The sequence below is a fragment of the Olsenella absiana genome, from assembly GCF_036408855.1.
Classification (GTDB): domain Bacteria; phylum Actinomycetota; class Coriobacteriia; order Coriobacteriales; family Atopobiaceae; genus Olsenella_K; species Olsenella_K absiana.
Window position 1 is genome coordinate 14,225 of record NZ_JAZGJQ010000010.1, and the last position, 19,478, is coordinate 33,702.

At 70.4% G+C, this 19,478-nt stretch carries 17 protein-coding genes; 16 read left to right on the forward strand and 1 reads right to left on the reverse strand.

The window, feature by feature from the left end:
- Window positions 1-817: 817 nt before the first annotated feature.
- Window positions 818-1,888, reverse strand: coding sequence for a ComEC/Rec2 family competence protein (locus VXJ25_RS08120; protein ID WP_330958708.1), 1,071 nt, complete (start codon window positions 1,886-1,888; stop codon window positions 818-820).
- Window positions 1,889-3,005: 1,117 nt separating this feature from the next.
- Here VXJ25_RS08120 and VXJ25_RS08125 point away from each other — a divergent pair.
- The 16 genes from VXJ25_RS08125 (at window position 3,006) to VXJ25_RS08200 (ending at window position 19,459) form a co-directional block, all read left to right on the forward strand.
- Window positions 3,006-3,839: an ABC transporter permease gene (locus VXJ25_RS08125; RefSeq protein WP_330958709.1), complete on the forward strand. Its 834-nt coding sequence runs from the start codon at window positions 3,006-3,008 to the stop codon at window positions 3,837-3,839.
- A 48-nt stretch (window positions 3,840-3,887) separates the two neighbouring features.
- Complete coding sequence (locus VXJ25_RS08130; protein ID WP_330958710.1) at window positions 3,888-4,724, forward strand: ABC transporter ATP-binding protein; 837 nt, start codon at window positions 3,888-3,890, stop codon at window positions 4,722-4,724.
- 1 nt (window position 4,725) lies between these two features.
- Complete coding sequence (locus VXJ25_RS08135) at window positions 4,726-5,874, forward strand: glycosyltransferase family 2 protein (RefSeq protein ID WP_330958711.1); 1,149 nt, start codon at window positions 4,726-4,728, stop codon at window positions 5,872-5,874.
- Between the two features lie 74 nt (window positions 5,875-5,948).
- Entirely contained in the window at window positions 5,949-7,877 is a 1,929-nt protein-coding gene (locus tag VXJ25_RS08140) for a hypothetical protein (protein WP_330958712.1), read from the forward strand.
- A 194-nt stretch (window positions 7,878-8,071) separates the two neighbouring features.
- Window positions 8,072-8,668 carry a bifunctional pyr operon transcriptional regulator/uracil phosphoribosyltransferase PyrR gene (gene pyrR, locus VXJ25_RS08145; protein ID WP_330958713.1) on the forward strand — a complete coding sequence of 199 codons (597 nt, stop codon included), beginning with the start codon at window positions 8,072-8,074 and terminating at the stop codon, window positions 8,666-8,668.
- Between the two features lies 1 nt (window position 8,669).
- Window positions 8,670-9,605: an aspartate carbamoyltransferase catalytic subunit gene (locus VXJ25_RS08150; RefSeq protein ID WP_330958714.1), complete on the forward strand. Its 936-nt coding sequence runs from the start codon at window positions 8,670-8,672 to the stop codon at window positions 9,603-9,605.
- A complete protein-coding gene (locus VXJ25_RS08155) occupies window positions 9,589-10,884 on the forward strand; it encodes a dihydroorotase (protein WP_330958715.1) in 1,296 nt (431 codons plus the stop codon). Before VXJ25_RS08150 ends, VXJ25_RS08155 begins: the two co-directional genes overlap by 17 nt.
- A gap of 9 nt (window positions 10,885-10,893) precedes the next feature.
- Window positions 10,894-11,703 carry an iron-sulfur cluster-binding protein gene (locus VXJ25_RS08160; RefSeq protein ID WP_330958716.1) on the forward strand — a complete coding sequence of 270 codons (810 nt, stop codon included), beginning with the start codon at window positions 10,894-10,896 and terminating at the stop codon, window positions 11,701-11,703.
- Window positions 11,703-12,626, forward strand: coding sequence for a dihydroorotate dehydrogenase (locus VXJ25_RS08165; RefSeq protein ID WP_330958717.1), 924 nt, complete (start codon window positions 11,703-11,705; stop codon window positions 12,624-12,626). The genes VXJ25_RS08160 and VXJ25_RS08165 overlap by 1 nt, the downstream gene beginning before the upstream one ends.
- Window positions 12,620-13,345 (forward strand): orotidine-5'-phosphate decarboxylase, encoded by a 726-nt coding sequence (gene pyrF, locus VXJ25_RS08170; protein ID WP_330958718.1) that lies wholly within the window; start codon window positions 12,620-12,622, stop codon window positions 13,343-13,345. The genes VXJ25_RS08165 and pyrF overlap by 7 nt, the downstream gene beginning before the upstream one ends.
- Before the next feature lie 215 nt (window positions 13,346-13,560).
- Window positions 13,561-13,869: an integration host factor, actinobacterial type gene (gene mihF, locus VXJ25_RS08175; protein ID WP_330958719.1), complete on the forward strand. Its 309-nt coding sequence runs from the start codon at window positions 13,561-13,563 to the stop codon at window positions 13,867-13,869.
- Complete coding sequence (gmk, locus tag VXJ25_RS08180; protein WP_330958720.1) at window positions 13,869-14,462, forward strand: guanylate kinase; 594 nt, start codon at window positions 13,869-13,871, stop codon at window positions 14,460-14,462. Before mihF ends, gmk begins: the two co-directional genes overlap by 1 nt.
- Entirely contained in the window at window positions 14,449-14,742 is a 294-nt protein-coding gene (locus tag VXJ25_RS08185; protein ID WP_330958721.1) for a DNA-directed RNA polymerase subunit omega, read from the forward strand. The genes gmk and VXJ25_RS08185 overlap by 14 nt, the downstream gene beginning before the upstream one ends.
- A complete protein-coding gene (gene thiI, locus VXJ25_RS08190) occupies window positions 14,742-16,031 on the forward strand; it encodes a tRNA uracil 4-sulfurtransferase ThiI (protein WP_330958722.1) in 1,290 nt (429 codons plus the stop codon). Before VXJ25_RS08185 ends, thiI begins: the two co-directional genes overlap by 1 nt.
- Before the next feature lie 217 nt (window positions 16,032-16,248).
- Window positions 16,249-17,082 (forward strand): helix-hairpin-helix domain-containing protein, encoded by an 834-nt coding sequence (locus tag VXJ25_RS08195; RefSeq protein WP_330958723.1) that lies wholly within the window; start codon window positions 16,249-16,251, stop codon window positions 17,080-17,082.
- The gene (locus VXJ25_RS08200; protein WP_330958724.1) at window positions 17,075-19,459 is read left to right on the forward strand and encodes a ComEC/Rec2 family competence protein; all 2,385 of its coding nucleotides are present in this window, start codon (window positions 17,075-17,077) and stop codon (window positions 19,457-19,459) included. The genes VXJ25_RS08195 and VXJ25_RS08200 overlap by 8 nt, the downstream gene beginning before the upstream one ends.
- Window positions 19,460-19,478: the final 19 nt, after the last annotated feature.

The following is a 19,478-nucleotide window of genomic DNA, read 5'->3' on the forward strand; positions in this document are numbered from 1 at the left end:
AATCGGAGAAACCGCAGTTGGCGTAAGTGCGGGGCCACCGCCGACGGCGGGGACCCGTCCATAACCGGGATTTTTGCACCAGCTGACGGTGTCGACTGCGCGTCGCTCGACGAGCTGGTCCGGAGCACCGTTCGAGCGCGGGTCCTTCTCCCCTTCGAGGGGCACCACCGTGGAGATCGGCGGGGAGCAGCTGGGCTGGGACACCACCGTGGAGATCGGTGGGGAGCAGCTGGGCGGGCGGTCCTCTTGATCCACGCGGCGGCTCAGCCTGGACAAGCGGGCGATTCTCACCATGCATCGCCTTCGGAGTGGGCCGCTGAGCTGCGGCGAGCTGGCGCGGCGCATGTCGAAGATGACGCACACCGCGCTGGCGACCCACGCCGCCCAGACCGTCGCGTCCGTCTGGCCGGCCCCAACGCAACTCCGTGGGCGCGGGCGTGCACCTTTCCGAGTTATGGACAACCCCCTGACGTCCCGGTGCCCGCCGGGGGAGTCCGGCTGGCCGCGGTGCGCTGGGCGCCTCGAGGAAAACCAGTTGGCGGCCGCGACCCGTCTCTCGTGGGCCCCGCGGCGTGGTCGGGAGCCGTCCATAAGGGGGAAATCTGCAACTCTCAGGACCGGGGAGTTGCAGGGTGGCCCGAGGCGAAGCGCACCGACGCGGAGTTTCCGGCCCAGGGAGCGCTGGCCGGCCCGGGTGTCGCGGCGGCCCGGCGAGCGCTGGCCGGCCCGGGGTGATGAAGCGGCCCGGCCCGGGTGTCGCGGCACCCGGGTGAGCGCTGGCCGGTGCGGGTGTCGCGGCAGCCCGCTCCCGCGCCGCCTACTCGCTCTTCGCGACAACCGGTCCTTCTCGCGCGGGGGCGGCCGTGACGTCCGTGCCGTCGGAGGTAACCGTCACGGTGCCGTTGGCGCCCGTCCCGAGCACCTGTGCGCCGCTGGCGGCGAGCGCGTCGAGGACGTGCTGCGTGGGGTGGCCGTAGTCGTTGTCGATGCCGTACGAGATGACCGCGATTCTGGGGGAGAGCTGCGCGGCGAGGGAGGCGTCGGTTCCGGTGTCGCTGCCGTGGTGCGCGACCTTGAGCACGTCCACGTGCTCGCGCGCGTCCGCGCGGATCTCGTCCTTCGGAGCGTCGCCGGTGAAGAGGAACGAGGTGGAGCCGAAGCGCACGCGGATCACCAGGGAGTAGTCGTTGAGGTCCTCCGAGCTCAGCGAGTCGGAGGGGCCAAGGATCTGGACGTCGTAGCCCGCGGTCCCGGGTGCGACGATGTCCTTGCCGCGGCTGCCCGCGCGGATGGTGAGGCCCTTGTCCTCGACGGCGTCGAGAAACGCCTCGAAGGTCCTGGTGTTTGCGGCGACGGCGGGCGCCCACACCTCGCCGACGTCGAAAGCGTGCAAGACTTCGGCCATGCCGCCGATGTGGTCGGCGTGCGGATGGGTGGCGACGAGGTAGTCGATGCGTGTCCTGCCGAGGTCGCGGACCGCACGGACGACTGTGGGGCCGGCGTCCTGCGTGCCGGCGTCGATCAGCATGAGCTTGCCGTCGGGCAGTTCCACGAGCTCGGAGTCGCCCTGCCCGACGTCGAGGAAGCGCACCGTAAGCGTGCCCTCGGGAGGCGCGTTCGCGGCTTGCGTGTCCAGCGTCTGGGTGCCGTCGCCCGCGGCGGACGCCTGGGGGCGGCTCGCGTCTGCGGAGCCCTGCTGCGACGGGGCGGCCTGGTCCGGCTGGCCCGCCTGCTGGGACTGCTCCGCCTGCGTCTGTTGGGGCCCGGCGGCGCCGCCCGCGTCGACCTCGGAGCCGCCCGCGCCGGCGACGCCCACGAGCACGAGGAGCGCGAGCGTCACGAGGACGACCCACAGCCTCCGGCGGATCTGCTTCTTGGTGCGTCGCATGACGGCCATCCCCCCTGCCGCGGTCGCGCGGGGCCGCCGCGGCCGGCTGCCGGGGCGGCTCCATCGCGTGAAAGCCCCTGGCAATTATATTGCCGCCAGCCTCCTGCAAGCGGACCCGCCGAGCGCCGCCAGCAGCCTGCAAGCGGACCCGCCGAGCGCCGCCAGCAGCCCGACGTTCTCGGGGACGGGGCGCCCGAACAGCCGCGCGAGCTGGGCGTGTGTCCGGGAGACTGTCGTACCCGGCGCCGCGTCCATGAAGGGAGGCGCCGCGGTCGGTGCCGGGTGCGACACGTCTGCGCCCGGAGGCGCCGTGTCCGGTCAGGCGGAGGAGGTCCCATGCGCTGCCTGGTCCTGCTCAGGGGCATCGACGTAGGAGGCCACAACAGACGTCATACGCTGCGTGACCGGAGGCGGGGCTGGTTCGCGAGGAGGAGCTGGTCCATGAGCTAGACCGCACCAGTCGCGTCCCAGCTGTCGGTGGAGTTGCCCTGGCGCTCGTGGTGGTCGCGCGGCGTCTTGTAGCAGTCGTGGTGGCCGCGCAGGATTCGGGGTGCGGCGCCCGGCGGGGGTCGCGACGCCGTCGGCGCTCAGGTACGTGCCAGCCTCGTAGTCTGCCGTGCGGGCGAGGCCTTCGGGGCCCCGGGGCCCCGGGGCCCCGGGCCGCCCGGTCGCAACGCCGTCTGCGGATCGGTGCAACAGCGTCACTTATGGACGGATTTCCTGGAGCCGAGGCCACTTCGAAGCCTGGCCGATGGAGAAAGACCCGGTCGCCGAAGGATCTCGGCGACGGGCCGGCGTCCCGCAGGCCGCCGACCCGTCCATAACTCTCGATTTTGCAACGGGCGTCGCTCAGGGTTGCGCCGAGGCTCTCCCGCGCCCACCGCCGGTGCCCTCGGCGCCGGCCAGCCCCGCGCGCCCCCGCGCGCCCGGCCCGCCCCGCGCCCGGCCCGCCCGGCCCGGTCGCGCCGCGCCGGGTATCGAGAGGTTTCATGAGATGGCGGGGCGGATGGGACACGCGGCCCCGGTTGGCGTATCGTGCTGTCGATGGACCGAGGCCGCTCGGCGCGGGGCCGACGTCTCCGTGCAACGGTATCGCATAGGTAAAGAGGTGAACTGCGTGGACGCAAACACGGTTGAGTCGCCGTCTCGACCCGCCAGCCTGCAGGTCTGGAACACCCCCAGGCAGAAGACGCTCTTCATTCTGAGGCAGCTCGTCACCAAGGACTTCAAGCTCAAGTACCGCCGCAGCGTTCTCGGCGTGGTCTGGAGCGTCCTGAACCCGCTGCTCATGATGGTGGTCATGTCGTTCGTCTTCTCGTTCTTCCTGCGCTACGCGGAGATTCAGCACTACCCGCTCTACCTGATCATCGGCAACATCACCTGGGCCGTCTTCGCCGACTCCACTAACTTCGGCGTGACGTCGATCATCGACGCGGCGGGCCTCCTCAAGAAGGTGAAGGTCAACAAGGTCGTCTTCCCGGTCGAGAAGGTCCTGTTCGCCATAGTCAACTTTGGGTTCTCGCTGGTGGCCGTCCTCATCGTCATGCTCTGGGAGGGCGTGGCCCCCACGCCGTACCTGCTGCTCCTGCCCATCGTGCTCGTGACCCTCATGGGCTTCTGCGTGGGCCTCGGCATGTTCCTGGGCGCGGCGGCGGTCTTCTTCCGCGACGTCATCCACCTGTGGGGCGTCATCCTCATGGCGTGGATGTACGCCACCCCGATCTTCTGGCCGCAGTCCATGATCAAGGACGTCCCGTTCGTGGTCGTCCAGAAGCTCATGTACCTGAACCCGATGTACAACTACATCAACTTCATGAGGAACATCTTCATCGACGGCGTGATGCCCGGGCCCAAGACCATCGCCCTGTGCTTCCTGTGGGCGATCGTCTCGCTCGCCATCGGCGCCCTGGTGTTCCACAAGAACGAGCACAAGTTCATCCTGCACATCTAGCACTGCACGCCCAGCGCGAGGGCCGCGCGACAACTGCGAGGAGCGCCCGTGTCCGACACCACCGAAAGCCCGAGCCCCCAGCCCGGGGCAGGCCTCGACAAGAGGCCCGAGGCCATTCTCGGCCGACCCGAGATTCCCTCCGACGACGTGCCCGTCGTGATCGACGTGAGCCACGTCCAGATGATCTTCAACATGGCCTCGGAGGAGCTGGGCTCCCTCAAGGAGTACTTCATCAAGATCGCCCGCCACGAGCTCTTCTTCAAGGAGTTCCACGCCTTGGAGGACATCACCTTCCAGGTCCGCAGGGGAGAGGCCTTCGGCCTGGTGGGCACCAACGGCTCCGGCAAGTCCACCATGCTCAAGATCATCGCCGGCGTGCTCGAGCCCTCCAAGGGCACGGTCAGGGTCGACGGCTCGATCGCGCCGCTGATCGAGCTCGGTGCCGGCTTCGACATGGAGCTCACGGCCAAGGAGAACATCTACCTCAACGGCGCGCTCCTCGGCTACTCCAAGGACTTCATCGACGAGAAGTTCGACGACATCGTGGACTTCGCCGAGCTGCGCGACTTCATGGACATGCCGCTCAAGAACTACTCCTCCGGCATGGTCGCCAGGATCGCCTTCGCGATCGCCACCATCACGGTGCCCGACGTCCTCATCGTCGACGAGACGCTCTCCGTGGGAGACTTCCTCTTCCAGGAGAAGTGCATGAGGCGCATCCGCGAGCTGGTGGAGACCAACAACTGCACCGTCCTTCTCGTCTCGCACGACATCAGCCTGGTCGAGCAGATCTGCGACCGCGTGTGCTGGATCGAGCACGGCCACCAGCGGATGCTGGGTGCGACCGACGAGGTCTGCGCCGCGTACAAGGCACTGGGGGCATAGCATGGGAGAGTCCGCGCCCTGGGGCATCGACGTCACCGTGGTGGTCCCCACCTACAACACCGAGCGCTTCCTCGACGAGGCGCTGACCTCCGCGGAGCAGAACTCCCGCGTGAACCTCGAGATCCTCGCCATCAACGACGGCTCCACCGACGGCTCGCTCGCGATCATGCGCGCCCACGAGCGCCTCGACCCGCGCGTCCGCGTGATCGACAAGCCCAACGAGGGCTACGGCGCGAGCGTGAACCGCGGCTTCCGCGAGGCGCGCGGCACCTACCTCGCGATCCTCGAGCCGGACGACTGGGTCGAGCCCCACATGTACGACGACCTCTTCGAGTACGCCATGAGCTTCGACCTCAAGTGCCCGCCCGACGTGGTCAAGAGCCCCTACTGGCGCATCTGGATGCCCACGACCCCCATGGAGCGCCGGCTCTACTGCCCCTACTACCACAGGGTCAACCCCGCTCACCAGCCCTTCCGGGTGGAGGAGTGCCCGCGCATGGTGCAGCACCACCCCTCGATCTGGTCCGCCCTCTACCGCCGCGGCTTCATAGCGGAGAAGGACATCCGCCTCAAGGAGGCGCCCGGCGCCGGCTGGGTGGACAACCCCTTCTGGTACGAGACCATGCTCCAGGCGGACACCATCGTCTACCTCGACAGGCCCTACTACTGCTACCGCGAGGACCTGCCGGGCTCCTCCTCGGCCAACCGCGTGCTCAAGCTCTCCTTCGAGCGCTGGAACGACATGTGCGACGTCTGCGACCGCCTGGGGGAGGACGACCCGGGCGTTCGCCGCGCCCTCGCGACCGTGGCCTTCCGCTACGCCGGCGAGGCGGTGGCGCGGGCGGGCCTCGAGGACGAGGAGCTCAAGGGGCTGATGGCGCAGATGTTCTCGCGCGTCGACGAGGACGTGATCCTCTCGCTCGACAACGTCTCGCCGCAGCTCCGCGCCCTGGCCCTCAGGCTCAGCGGCCGCGAGGCGCCCAGGATCTCGCCTGCGGGCTACGCGCTGGGCCTCGTGCGGGAGTTCGGCTACGCGCTGAGCTGCAACGGCGTGGGGTTCGCCGCGGCGCAGACGAGGCTCTACCTCGAGCGCCGCAAGAGCCAGGACAAGCGCTCGGAGGGCTTCGCCGCCGAAGCCGACAAGAGCTAGCGTCCGGGCACGGCGCCGGCACCCACCCTCGGGTGGACCGCCGGCGCAGCCCGGCTTACGACAGGAGTGATGAGATGAACATCGACTTCCGCCTTGCGAACGTCCTTCTCGACGAGGGCGACCACAGCGCCTCCAACCCCGACCTCTACTGGCACCGCACCCAGGTGCCCCTGAGGAGCGCGGAGGGCACCTGCGCCCTGGGCGCCACCTCCATGGGCGTGCGCTACGACTTCGCGACCTACTTCAACGCCCTCTCGACCATCAAGTGGCGCCGCTACACCGTGGTCGACAACGTCTGGCTCCACCTCAGGGCCAAGGGCGACTTCACCCTCACCCTCGTGGGCATCACGGAGAACCAGCCCTTCATCAGGGTCGACGTGGGGGCGAACACGGACTTCTCGCTCGCCCTCGAGGACGTGGACGAGCTGGGCGAGCCGGGCAGGACCCGCCTGCTCACGAGGTCCTTCTCCTCTGACGTCCTCTCCGACGTGGACGTGGAGTTCCCCTCGATCGCAGACGACCTCGTGGCCTTCGAGCTCGTCTGCGGCTCCGAGGTTCAGATCGCGGAGGCCTACTACTACACCAAGGTCGACGAGTCGCTCGTCCGCCCCGTGGAGCTCGCCGTCGCCACGACGACCTTCAGGAAGGAGGACTACATCCTCCCCAACGTGGAGCTCCTGCGCCACCAGGTGGGGGAGTGCGACGAGCCCATCGCCGACCACTTCACCCTGCACGTGATCGACAACGGGCGCACGCTCGACGCCGAAGGGCTCACCGGCGGCTGCGTCCGCGTCCACCCCAACCCCAACGTGGGCGGCTCCGGCGGCTTCGCGCGCGGCATGATCGAGGCCATGGAGCAGACGCCCAGGGCCACCCACGTCGTGCTCCTCGACGACGACGTGGAGATGTCGGCCGAGAGCTTCAAGCGCACGTACAACCTGCTCAGCCTCGTCAAGGACGCCTACAGGAGCGCCTTCGTCTCCGGTGCGATGCTCTCGCTCGAGCAGCAGAACCTCTTCCACGAGGACATCGGGCAGGTTACCGGCGACGGGTTCTACGCGCCGGCGAAGCGCGCCCACCGGCTGGACTCCCTGAAGGGCGTCGTCGGCGTGGAGACCGAGAACCTGCCGTTCGCGGAGAAGCGCGAGCGCTATGCGGGCTGGTGGTTCTGCTGCGTGCCCGTCGAGAACATCGAGCGCCACGGCCTGCCGCTTCCGCTCTTCGTGCGCGGCGACGACACGGAGTACGCCGCCCGCTGCCACGCGAAGATCATGACCATGAACGGGATCTCCGTCTGGCACATGACCTTCGGCTCCAAGTTCCGCGCGAGCGTCGACCGCTACCAGGTGCTCAGGAACTCGCTGATCGGCCAGGCGACCACGGGCGTCTACGCAGACCACGACTTCGCGAAGGTCGTGAGGGTGCTGTTCGGCTACGACCTCAAGACCTTCTACTACGAGGGCTGCGAGCTCACGATCCGCGCGGTCCGCGACTTCCTGCGCGGGCCGGAGTACCTGAAGCGGGTGGACGGCGCCGCCCTCATGAAGGAGAACTCCCAGAAGAACGAGAAGCTCGTGCGGATCGAGGACATGGACCCGAGCATCCTCGAGGACGTCGAGGTGAGCAGGGAGGAACTCGGCGACATCCAGCGCCGCAACCTCGCCGAGCGCGCCTTCGACTACCTGACCCTCAACGGGCACAGGCTGCCCGACCCCCTGCTCACCGACGAGATCGGGGTCATCCCCTTCACGGGCTACTACCCCAACTACATCCGGAACAGGACGCGCCTGCTCGTGGTCTCCGCTGACCTGCACGAGGGCGTCTACCGCGAGATGGACCGCTCGCGCTCCGAGGCGCTCGAGCGCGAGTTCGAGTCCGTGCTCGCCGAGCTCAGGCGCGAGCACGACAGGGTGTACGCCGAGTGGGCCGCGTCTGCCGCCGAGCTGACCTCAGTCGCGTTCTGGAAGGACTACCTCAGGAGGATGGCCGCGCCCGAGGCGTAGGGGAAGATGCATGCGTGTTTATTGCGAGGGGCGCGGCAGGCAGCCGCGTCCCTCGTGTATAGTGGGTGAGACCTTTAAGCGTGGTACGAGATGCCCGCAAGGCTCAGGGCCCAAGGACCCATGGACATATGCCTTACCTGGGGATGCTCGCGCCGCGTGTCGGTGGGGCGTCTCTTTTTTTTGGAAGGAGTCCTATGGAAGAGTTCAAGCCCAAGGCCGTCGTCATGGACGACAAGGCCATGAGGCGCGCGCTCACGCGCATCGCCCACGAGATCGTGGAGCACAACGAGGGCGCCGAGCACATGGGCCTGGTCGGCGTGGTGCGCCGCGGGGTGCCGCTGGCCAACATCCTCGCCTGCGAGATCGAGGAGATCGAGGGGATCAAGCCGCCCGTGGGCAGGCTCGACATCTCCTTCTACCGCGACGACGTGATGCGCCAGATCTCTCCGGTCCTGCACGCGACCGACATCCCGTTCGAGGTCGAGGGCACCAACATCATCCTGGTGGACGACGTGCTCTACACCGGGCGCACGGTGCGCTCCGCCCTGGACGCCCTCATGGACTTCGGCCGGCCCAGGACCGTGCAGCTCGCCGTCATGGTCGACCGCGGCCACCGCGAGCTCCCCATCAGGGCGGACTACGTCGGCAAGAACGTGCCGAGCTCCCACGAGGAGAGCGTCCGCGTGAAGATGGCCGACTTCGACGGCTACAACGCCGTGGAGATCTGGGACGTGGAGTGCGAGCGGGCGGCGAAGGCCGCCGCAAGGCAGAAGGCGGGAGGCAGGGACTAGCATGCTGAGCGTAAGGAACCTGATAGACACGACCAGCCTCACGGCGGACGACATCACCCAGATCCTCGACACGGCGCGCTCCTTCGCCGAGGTCAACAGCAGGGCGATCAAGAAGGTCCCCGCGCTGCGCGGCCGCACCATCGTGAACCTCTTCCTCGAGCCGTCCACGCGCACGCGCAGCTCCTTCGAGCTGGCCGAGAAGCGCCTCTCCGCGGACTCCCTCAACATGAGCGGCTCCACCTCCTCGGTCGTGAAGGGCGAGAGCCTCGCCGACACGATCCAGACCATCGCCGCCATGAACGTCGACATGTTCGTCTGCCGCGCGCGCCTGGCGGGCACGCCCTACCTCATCACCCAGAACACCGACGCCGTGGTGGTCAACGCCGGCGACGGAAAGCACCAGCACCCCACCCAGGCCCTTCTCGACCTCTTCACCATCCGCGAGAACTTCGGCCACCTCGACGGGCTCAAGGTCGCCATCGTCGGCGACCTCGACCACAGCCGCGTCGTGGGGTCGCTCGCGCCCGCCCTCAAGACCATGGGCGCCGACGTCACCTTCGTGGGGCCCCCGACCTTCCAGGTCTCCGACCCCAGCTGGTACGGCGTGACGCAGACCGCCGACCTCGACTCCGTGCTGCCCGAGATGGACGTGGTCTACATGCTGCGCGTCCAGCTCGAGCGCATGGAGGGGGCGGTGATCCCCTCCAAGAGGGAGTACAACCGGCTCTACGGCCTCGACGAGCGCCGCGCCTCCCTCATGAAGCCCGAGGCCATCGTGTGCCACCCCGGCCCGATGAACCGCGGCATGGAGATCAACACCGAGGTGGCCGACGGCCCGCGCGCGCGGATCCTCGACCAGGTCAACGCCGGCGTCGCCGTGCGCATGGCCGCGATGTACCTGCTTCTGGGAGGAGAGAACAATGGCATTTCTGCTTAGGGGCGCCCACGTCGTCGACCCGCAGCTCGGCTGCGACCAGGTGCTCGACGTCCTAGTCGACGGGAAGTCGATCGCGGCCGTGGGCGAGGGCCTCCAGGCCCCCGAGGGTGCCGAGGTCATCGAGGCCGCCGGCAAGTACCTCGTCCCCGGCCTCGTGGACATGCACGTCCACTTCCGCGACCCCGGCTTCGAGTACAAGGAGACCATCTACACCGGCGCCCGCGCGGCCACCAAGGGCGGCTTCTCCGACGTCGCGACCATGCCCAACACCAGCCCCGTGACGGACACCGGCACCGGCATCCGCTACCAGATCGACCGCGCCCGCCACGCCAACCTCGTCTACGTGCACCCCATCGGGGCGCTCACCAAGGGCGAGAAGGGCGAGGAGCTCGCGGAGATCGGCGACATGCTCGTCGAGGGCGCCTGCGCCTTCTCCGACGACGGCCACGGCGTGCAGAGCGCCGGCATGATGCGCACCTGCATGGCCTACGTCTCGCAGTTCGGCCGCGCCGTCCTCGCGCACTGCGAGGTGGAGTCGCTCACCAACCACGGCGTCGTGAACGAGGGCCGCGCGAGCACGCGGCTCGGCATGTTCGGCTGGCCGGCGCTCGGCGAGGAGCTCGAGATCCAGCGCGACATCGACCTCGCCCGCCTGACCGGCTGCGAGCTGCACGTGTGCCACATCTCCACGGCGCGCGGCCTCGAGCTCGTGAGGGCCGCCAAAGCCGAGGGGCTGCCGGTCACCTGCGAGGTCACGCCGCACCACCTCTTCCTCACCGAGGAGAACATCACCGAGAGCTACAACACCAACCTCAAGATGAACCCGCCTCTGCGCACCGCCGCCGACGCCGCGGCCCTGAGGGAGGGCGTCTGCGACGGCTCCATCGACTGCGTCGTGACCGACCACGCGCCGCACGCCGCCCACGAGAAGGAGTGCGAGTTCGAGATCGCCTCCTTCGGCACGGTCGGCCTGGAGTGCTCGCTGCCGCTCATGCTCAACAACCTCGTGCGCAAGGGCCACATGAGCTGGCAGGCCCTCGTTGAGGTCATGGCCGTCAACCCCAGGAGGGTCCTGCACCTCGAGCCGGTGAGGGTGGAGGCGGGCTCGGCGGCCAACCTCACGCTCATCGACCCGGAGCGCCAGGTCAAGGTCACCCCGGACTTCATCGAGAGCAAGTCCAAGAACTGCGCCTTCCTGGGCATGACGCTGACCGGCTGCGCGACCGACGTCTTCGTCGAGGGGAAGCACACCCTCGTCGACGGCGAAGTCGCCTGGTAGGCGGTCGTGATGACTCCGGAGTCCAAGGCGTGCGCCTTCGACTACGTGGTGCGCGAGGTCGCGCCCGTGGCCGAGGGCGTCCACCGCATGGTCATGGGGGTGCCCGCCGAGCTCGCGGGCGCCCTCGCGCCCGGCATGTTCGTGAACGTGGAGGTCCCGCACAACCCCGCCCACCTCACGCGCGTCCCGCTCTCCTTCGCGAGCGCGGACGCCGCTGCGGGCGAGCTGGAGCTCGTCTTCGCCGCCGTCGGCGACGCCACGAGGAGGCTCGCCGCCCTGCGCCCCGGCGAGGGCGCCACCGTCCTGGGCCCGCTCGGCAACGGCTGGTGGCTCCCCGAGGGCGCGGGTGCGGGCTCGCGCGTCGTCGTGGTGGCCGGCGGCGTGGGGCTTCCCCCCGTCGTCGCCGCGGCGCGCATGGCGCGCTCGGCCGGCTGCGCGGTAGATGCCGTCGTGGGCGCCCAGAGCGCCTCGCGGCTGTGGCGGGGCGGCGTGGACGAGCTCGAGCGGCTCGGCTGCTCCGTCACCGTGACGACCGACGACGGCACGTGCGGCCTGCGCGGCTTCACCACCGACGCTCTTCTCGGCCTTATGGGCGAGCACGCCTATGCGGCCTGTCTGACCTGCGGCCCCAACGTGATGATGGCGGGCGTCGCGAGGATCGCGCGCGAGGGCGGCACCTTCTGCGAGGCGTCGCTCGAGCGGATGATGACCTGCGGCTTTGGGGCGTGCAGCACCTGCAACGTCGCGCTCGCGCGCGGCGGCTACGCGTCGTGCTGCATGGACGGCCCCGTGTTCGACGCCGAGGAGGTGGCTTGGTGATGTCATCGGTCAGCATGGCCGTCGACCTCGGAGGCATACACATGGACAACCCCGTCTGCACGGCCTCGGGTACCTTCGGCAACGGCTGGCAGTTCGAGGGGTTCTACGACGTCTCCGAGCTGGGGGCGATCACCTGCAAGGGCGTCTCGGCCGAGCCCTGGGAGGGAAACCCCGCCCCCCGCATGGCGGAGCTCCCCTCCGCGGTGATGAACTCCGTTGGGCTCCAGAACCCGGGGGTGCGAGCCTTCGTGCGCGACTACGGCGACTACCTCGCCGGGCTCTCGGCCAGGGGCTGCAAGGTCATCTGCCAGGTGGCGGGCCACTCCGTGGAGGAGTACGTGCGCGCCCTCGACCTCTTCGAGGAGCTCGCGCCCTTCGCGGCCGGCTTCGAGCTCAACATCAGCTGCCCCAACATCGCCAAGGGTGGCTCGGCCATGGGCTCCACGCCCGCGGGCGCGGCCGAGGTCACCCGCGCGTGCCGCCCGCACACGAGCCGACCGCTGCTCGTGAAGCTCGCCCCCACCAACGTGGGCGAGATCGCGCGCGCCGTGGAGGCGGAGGGCGCGGACGCCCTGACGCTGATCAACACCATCCCGGGGATGGCGATCGACGTGCGCACTCGCAGGAGCCGGGTCTCTCGCCCCACGGCCGGCGTCTCCGGGCCCGCGATCCACGCGATCGCGGTGCGCATGGTGTGGGAGGCCGCCCGCGCGGTCTCCATCCCCATCAACGGGGTCGGCGGCGTCGCGAGCGGCGAGGACGCCGCCGAGTTCATCCTCGCCGGCGCGACGGCGGTCTCCGTCGGGACGGCGAACCTCTACGACCCCATGGCGGCCCCGCGCGTCCTGCGCGAGCTCGAGCAGTGGGCCGAGGGGCAGGGGGTCACGGACATCAACGAGCTGATTGGAGCCTTCGAATGCTGAGCGAAGAGCAGGCCCGCGACGCCGTCATCGTCGCGCTGGACATGGGCCGCGACGAGGCGCTCGCCCTCACGGACAGGCTCGCCGGCAGGGCCCGGTGGGTCAAGGTGGGCATGACGCTGTACTACGCGCTCGGGCCGAGCGTCGTCGAGGAGATGCACGCGAGGGGCTACCAGGTCTTTCTCGACCTCAAGCTCCACGACATCCCGTTCCAGGTGGAGGGGGCCGCTGCGGCGTGCTCGCGCGTCGGGGCGGACATCCTCTCCATCCACGGGCTCGGCGGCTCGGAGATGATCGCCGGTGCCCGCAGGGGCGTCGAGGCGGCCGCGGCCGAGCGCGCGGGGGAGAGGACGAGGCTCGTCGCCATCTCGGTGCTCACGAGCATGGACCAGGAGGCCCTGGGGGAGGTCGGCGTCGATCGGCCCGTCGCTACCGAGGTCGAGCGGCTCGCCGGGATGGCCGTGCGCGCCGGGTCCGACGGCATCGTCTGCTCGCCGGTGGAGGCCGCCGGCATGCGCGCCCTTCTCGGCCCGGACGCCCTGATAGTGACTCCGGGCGTGAGGCCCGCCGGCTCCGCCGTGGGAGACCAGAAGCGCGTCGCCACCCCCTCGGCGGCGATCGCCGCCGGTGCCTCCAAGCTCGTGGTGGGCCGGCCGATCACGCGCGCGGAGGACCCCGTAGCCGCCTTCGAGGCGATCGTGGGCGAGTTGGTGGGCGCCTAGGGCACACCCCGCGCCCTCATGTGGATTGCGGGTGTCGCCTCGGGCGTATCGCACCTGCGTCGCTTGTAGAAATCCGAGCATATTGGCACACTAGCTAGGTAATATCGCGTAAAATGCCCAATTGCCTGTGGACCTCCGGCCCGCACACGTCCGAGAGAGTCCGACCAAACCGCAACCACGAAGCACTGCATCAGTAATTGATGTTTGGAGGAACAATGGCTCTACCCCAGCTCACCGATGAACAGCGCAAGGCCGCCCTTGAGAAGGCCGCCCAGGCCCGCCACGCCCGTGCCGAGCTCCGCGCCAACATCAAGTCCGGCAAGATCACGCTCGAGGAGGTCCTCGACTCCGACGACCCCATCGCCAACAGGATGAAGGTCTCCGCGCTCATCGAGTCGCTTCCCGGGTATGGCAAGGCCAAGGCCACCAAGATCATGGACGAGCTCGGCATCTCCGCGAGCCGTCGCGTCAAGGGCCTCGGTGCGCGCCAGCGCGAGCAGCTCCTCGAGGTGCTTTCGAAGTAGTGGAACGCACGCCGAGACTGTTCGTCGTGTCCGGTCCGGCTGGCGTCGGGAAGGGCACCCTCGTCTCGAGGGTGAGGGCCGCCCGTCCCGAGCTCGGCCTGACCGTGTCGGCGACGACGCGAGACCCAAGACCCGGTGAGGTCGACGGGGTCTCGTACCACTTCATGACCGAGGACGAGTTCCAGTCGCACGTCGACGCGGGCGACTTCCTCGAGTGGGCCCAGGTGCACGACCACCGCTATGGGACGCTCAGGAGCGAGGTCGACCGCTGCCTCGACGCGGGGCGCTCCGTCGTGCTCGAGATCGACGTGCAGGGCGGGGCCAACGTGAAGAGGCTCTACCCGGACGTGGTCAGGATCTTCATCCTCCCCCCGTCCTGGGAGGTCCTCGAGAGCCGTCTGCGCGGCCGGGGCACCGAGTCGGAGGACTCCCTCCGGCTGAGGCTCGCCGACGCGCGCAAGGAGCTCGAGCTCGCCCCCACCTACGACGTCAGGATCACCAACGACGACCTCGATGCCGCCGCGCGCGAGCTCGCGGAGACCATCGAGTCCCATGAGATTCAGGGAGGTACCACCACCCATGTCCATCACTAGCCCCGAGATCGACAGCCTCCTCGAGAAGACCGAGCAGAACCCGTTCCTTCTCTGCGCGATCGCCTCGAAGAGGGCCTGCGACATCAACAACATGTTGCGCGGCCAGCACCTCCGCGTCACCGCCATCCAGGAGTTCGACGACATCACCACCGTCGTGTCCGGCGAGGACTCCATCTCCACCGCGATGGAGGAGATCGACTCGGGGACCCTGAGCTTCGTGAAGGAAGACTTCGACGAGGACATCAAGGGCTCCAACATCCGCGTCCAGCACAACTCCTGATGAGCGATAGGGTCTGCCTCGTCCACTACCACGAGATCGGCCTCAAGGGCAAGAACCGCTCGACCTTCGAGAACCAGCTCGTGAGCAACCTGAACCGTGCGCTCCGCGGCTACCCCGTGGAGCGCATCTCGCGCATCTCGGGCCACATCCTGGTGGAGGTCGAGGGCGGAGAGGCGAACGACGAGCTCGCGCACGCGATATCGCGTGTCCCGGGCGTCGCGCGCGTCTCGGTCGCCTACCGCTGCGGGCTCGACGAGGCCGAGTACTCGCAGGCGGCCGTCCGGGCGCTGGCCGAGGCCGGGGACTTCGCGACCTTCAAGGTCCACGCGCGCCGTTCCTCCACCGCCTACGAGAAGCACACGCTCGAGATGAACCACATCGTGGGCGAGGTCCTGTGCGCCGCCTTCCCCGACAAGAAGGTCGAGATGCACCACCCCGACGTCACGGTCATCGTGCACGCCGTCCAGGGCAACGCCTTCGTCTACACGGACACGGGCCCCGGCGTGGGCGGGCTGCCGGTCGGCACGGCGGGCAAGGTCGTCTCGCTCTTCTCGAGCGGCTTCGACTCGCCGGTCGCCACGTGGATGGTGGGGCGCCGCGGCGCCATCACCGTGCCCGTGCACTTCTCGGGCCGCCCCATGACCTCGGACACGAGCGAGTGGCTGGCGCAGGACCTCGTCGGCGCGCTCGCGCCCTCCGGCGTGGTCGGTCGCCTCTACGTGGTGCCCTTCGGCGAGCGCCAGAGGGAGATCTCCCTCGCGGTGCCGCAGAGCCTGCGGGTCATCATGTACCGTCGCGTCATGTTCGCGGTCTCCCAGGAGATTGCGCGCGCCGAGGGCGCGCTGGCTCTCGTGACGGGCGAGTCGCTGGGGCAGGTCGCCTCGCAGACGCTCGAGAACATCGCCGCCGTAGACGAAATCGCGACGATGCCCGTGCTGAGGCCGCTCATCGGCTCGGACAAGCAGGAGATCATGCGCCGCGCCCAGGAGATCGGCACGTACGACATCAGCTGCCAGGACGCGCCGGACTGCTGCACCCTGTTCATGCCGCGCAAGCCCGAGACCCACGCACGGATTCGCGAGGTCCACGAGGCCTGGGAGTCCTTCGACCACGAGGCGATGATCGCCGACCTGGTGGAGAACGTCGAGTACCTCGACTTCGACCAGTGCCCCTCGTACAAGCCGCCCCGGCGCCTGCGCGCGCGGCACCGCGAGCTCGCGCCGGCGATCGAGGACAACGACCGCTGGCGCGCCTTCGTGCGCCGCACGGGGGAGCAGGACCAGGACTAGCCACGGGCGGCCCGCTTGTGCGCGCGGCGTGGAGGGTCCCTGCGCCCCGGCTTTGTGCGTCGCAGGCCCGCCGGGCGCCGCGACAGGTGGCGGCCGCCGCGGGCGTCCCTGCGGCAAGCTTCGCGCGAGGCTGGCGCAAGGGGGCTGCAGGGGTTTCTCGCATTCGCATGACTTCGACAAAGGACCACCCCCACCCTTAGGGATGGGGGTGGTCCTTATGGCACAGAGGGGCAAGAGGCCGTGGCGCGGCCCTGGCCATGGGGCGCGTCTCGCGCGCCTCGCGAGGCGCTACGGGATTGTGAACAGGCGGGCCCTCGTCGTGGGGGCGTGCGCGCTCGTGCTCGTGGCCTCCGCGGTCGGGGTCGCGCGAGGCCTCTCGGCGGGCACGGTCAGCGTCACGCGAGCGGGCGAGCAGGGCGCGCGGCAGGCGCAGGCGGTCGAGCCCGGCGGCGACGGCGCGGCCGGGTCCGCGGGCGCGGAGAAGGGCCGCGGTGCCGGTGACCCCTCCGACGGGGCGGCAGGCGCCCAGGCGGACGGCGGCGCGGGGACGGAGTCGGAGCCGGGGGCGACGGAGAAGGTCCTCGTGCACGTGGACGGGGAGGTCGCGTCGCCAGGCGTGGTCGAGCTCGCCGGGGGCTCCCCGCGGGTGAGGGACGCCGTCGAGGCGGCGGGCGGCCTGACCGAGCGCGCGGACACCACGTCCCTGAACCTCGCCGCTCCCGTGGAGGACGGCTCCAAGGTGCACGTCCCCGACGCAGTGGAGGCGGCGGAGTCCGCGCAGGCGGCCGAGGCCGGGGCGTCCCCGTCAGGCTCGGCTGCCCGGGTGACGGCCTCGCAGGCGGGCTCGCCCTCGTCCGGGTCCCGGGTCAACCTCAACAGCGCGACGGAGGAGGAGCTCCAGCGGCTCCCGGGCGTGGGTCCCTCGACCGCGGCCAAGATCGTCGAGGACCGCGCCAAGAACGGGCCGTTCGCCTCCGTCGAGGACCTCATGCGGGTCCCGGGCATCGGGGAGAAGAAGCTCGAGAGGCTCCGGGGGCAGGCCTATGTGTAGCGCACGCGCCCATGCGCCCGAGCTCCCGCGCCGCCCGGACGTCCCGCCCACGCTCTACCTCCTCGCCGTGGCCGTGGCCGTCGAGGCGGCGACGCTCAGGTATGTGCCGACGGCAGCCCTCGCCCGCCTGGGGACGCCCGTCCTCGTGGCGGCCTCCGCGCTCTCGCTCTCGTGCGCCCTCGCGGCGCTCGCCCTTCGCACCCGCCCCGGCTGGGCGCTGGCCTGCCTCGTCGCCATGTGCGCCGCGGCAGCGTTTGGCCTCGCCCTCGCCTCCGCCGCCCGCGTCGACGCGCTCGCCGACGAGCTCTCCACGAGCGCTGTCTCCGCCTGGACGTTCACGGTCGAGGGCGGCTCGAGCGCGGGGGAGCACGGCTACACGGCGCGCTGCCGCGCGGAGAGGGACGGGTGGCCCGCCGGCTCGGTGTGGCTGACCAGCGCGGAGCCGCTCGACCTGCGCGAGCGCTTGACCTGCGTGGGGAGGTTCAGGCCCAACGGGGAGGACGACTGGGGGCGCACGAGCAGGGCGCAGGGGGTGTCAGGCAGCGTCAGGGCGCTGAGGCTCCTCTCGCGCGAGCCATCGCCGCCCCCGCTCGGGCTCGTCGCGGAGGCGAGGGGAAGGGTGCTCGGGTCCATCGACCCCTCCTCGTCCGACGCGCGGGCGATCCTCGCGGGCTGCGTCTGCGGGGACAGGCGCGCCATGGGGGAGCGCGGGCTCGAGGACGCGTTCTCTGCGAGCGGCGTATCCCACCTCGTGGCGGTCTCGGGGTCCCACCTCGCCCTCGTGGCCTCCATCGTGGGCGCGCTGCTCTCGGGGGCGCGGGTCGGCGGCTGGCGCAGGAGGGTCGCGCTCGTCGCAGCCTGCGGCCTCTTCGTCGCCTTCTCCGGCTTCGCGGCCTCGGCCGTGCGCTCGTGGGCGATGGTCGCCTGCGGAGAGGCGGGCGGGGCCCTGGGGAGGCGCGGTCACGCGACCTCCTCCGCGTGCGCGGTCTGCCTCGCCATGTGCCTCGCCGACCCCACGCTCTCCGGGCAGCCGGGGTTCGTGCTCTCGGCGCTGTCGGTCGCCTCCCTCTCGCTCGCGGTGCCCTACGCCGGCTACGTGCTCGAGGTCGCGGCCCCGACCCTGCCGCGGGCCCTCGGGCCCCAGGCGCTCAGGCGGGCGGAGGCGGCGAGGAGGCCGGTGCGCGACGTCCTCGCCTCCACGCTCGTCGCCCAGGCCGCCACGGCCCCGGTGGTGGCGCGCGCGTTCGGCGACCTCTCGCTGGTGGCCCCTCTGGCGAACCTCCTGCTCGCGCCCCTCTTCGTCGTCCTTATGGCGGCCGGCCTCGCCGCCGCCTGCCTCGCGCCCCTCCCGGCCCTGCAGGCGGTGCCGCTCGCGCTCGCGGACGTCGCCGGGGGCCTCGCCGCCCTCGTCGTGCGCACGACGGCGCGTCTGCCCGCGGCCTTCGTCCGCGCCGAGGGGGCGCTCGCGGCGCTCCCGACCCTGATGGGCGTCCTGCTGCTCGCGGCCATCGTCGCCTGGCCGAGGCTCACGAGGGGGCGCCTGGCCGCCGCGGCGGGGGCGGCCGCGGCCCTCGCGCTCGCGCTCGTCGTCCGGTTCGAGCTGCTCGCGCCGCCGAGGGTGTGCGTCCTCGACGTCGGCCAGGGCGATGCGATCCTCGTGCAGGACGGCGCCTCGACGCTGCTCGTCGACGCGGGCGCGGACGGCGCCGTCGTGGACGCGCTCAGGCGGGAGCACGTGCTCTCCGTCGACGCGCTCGTCGTGACGCACCTGCACGACGACCACTACGGAGGGGTGGCCGAGCTCGTGGGGCAGGTCCCGTGCGGGCGGGTGTACGTCGCCCGGGGCGCCGCGGCGCACGAGCCCGACGAGCTCAGGGAGGCCGTGCGCGCCCTCACAGGGACAGACGCCGAGGAGCTCTCCTACGGCGACGTGCTCGGGGTGGGCGCCTTCGAGGTCAGGGTCGTCTCGCCCACAGGAGAGGTCGACGGCCTCGACAACGAGGACTCGCTCATGTGCGCGGTCTCCTACGAGAGTGACCGGGGCGCCCTCGAGGCGCTCCTCACGGGCGACGCCGAGCGGGACCGGCTCGCCGAGGCGCTGGCGCGCGGCGACGTCGGCGACGTCGACCTCCTGAAGGTCGGCCACCACGGGTCGGAGGCCTCGCTGGGGGACGCGGAGGCGGCGGGGCTGCGCGCCGAGGTGGCCGTCGCGAGCGCCGGGGAGCACAACCGCTACGGGCATCCGAGCGAGGTCTGCAGGGAGACGCTCGAGCGCGCGGGCACGCGCTTCCTGTGCACCAAGGACGTGGGTGACGTCACGGTGGGGCCTGGGCGCGGGGGAGCGCGGGTCAGGATCGGGCGCGGTGCGCTATCATGACGGGGTCGAAGGAGGAGAG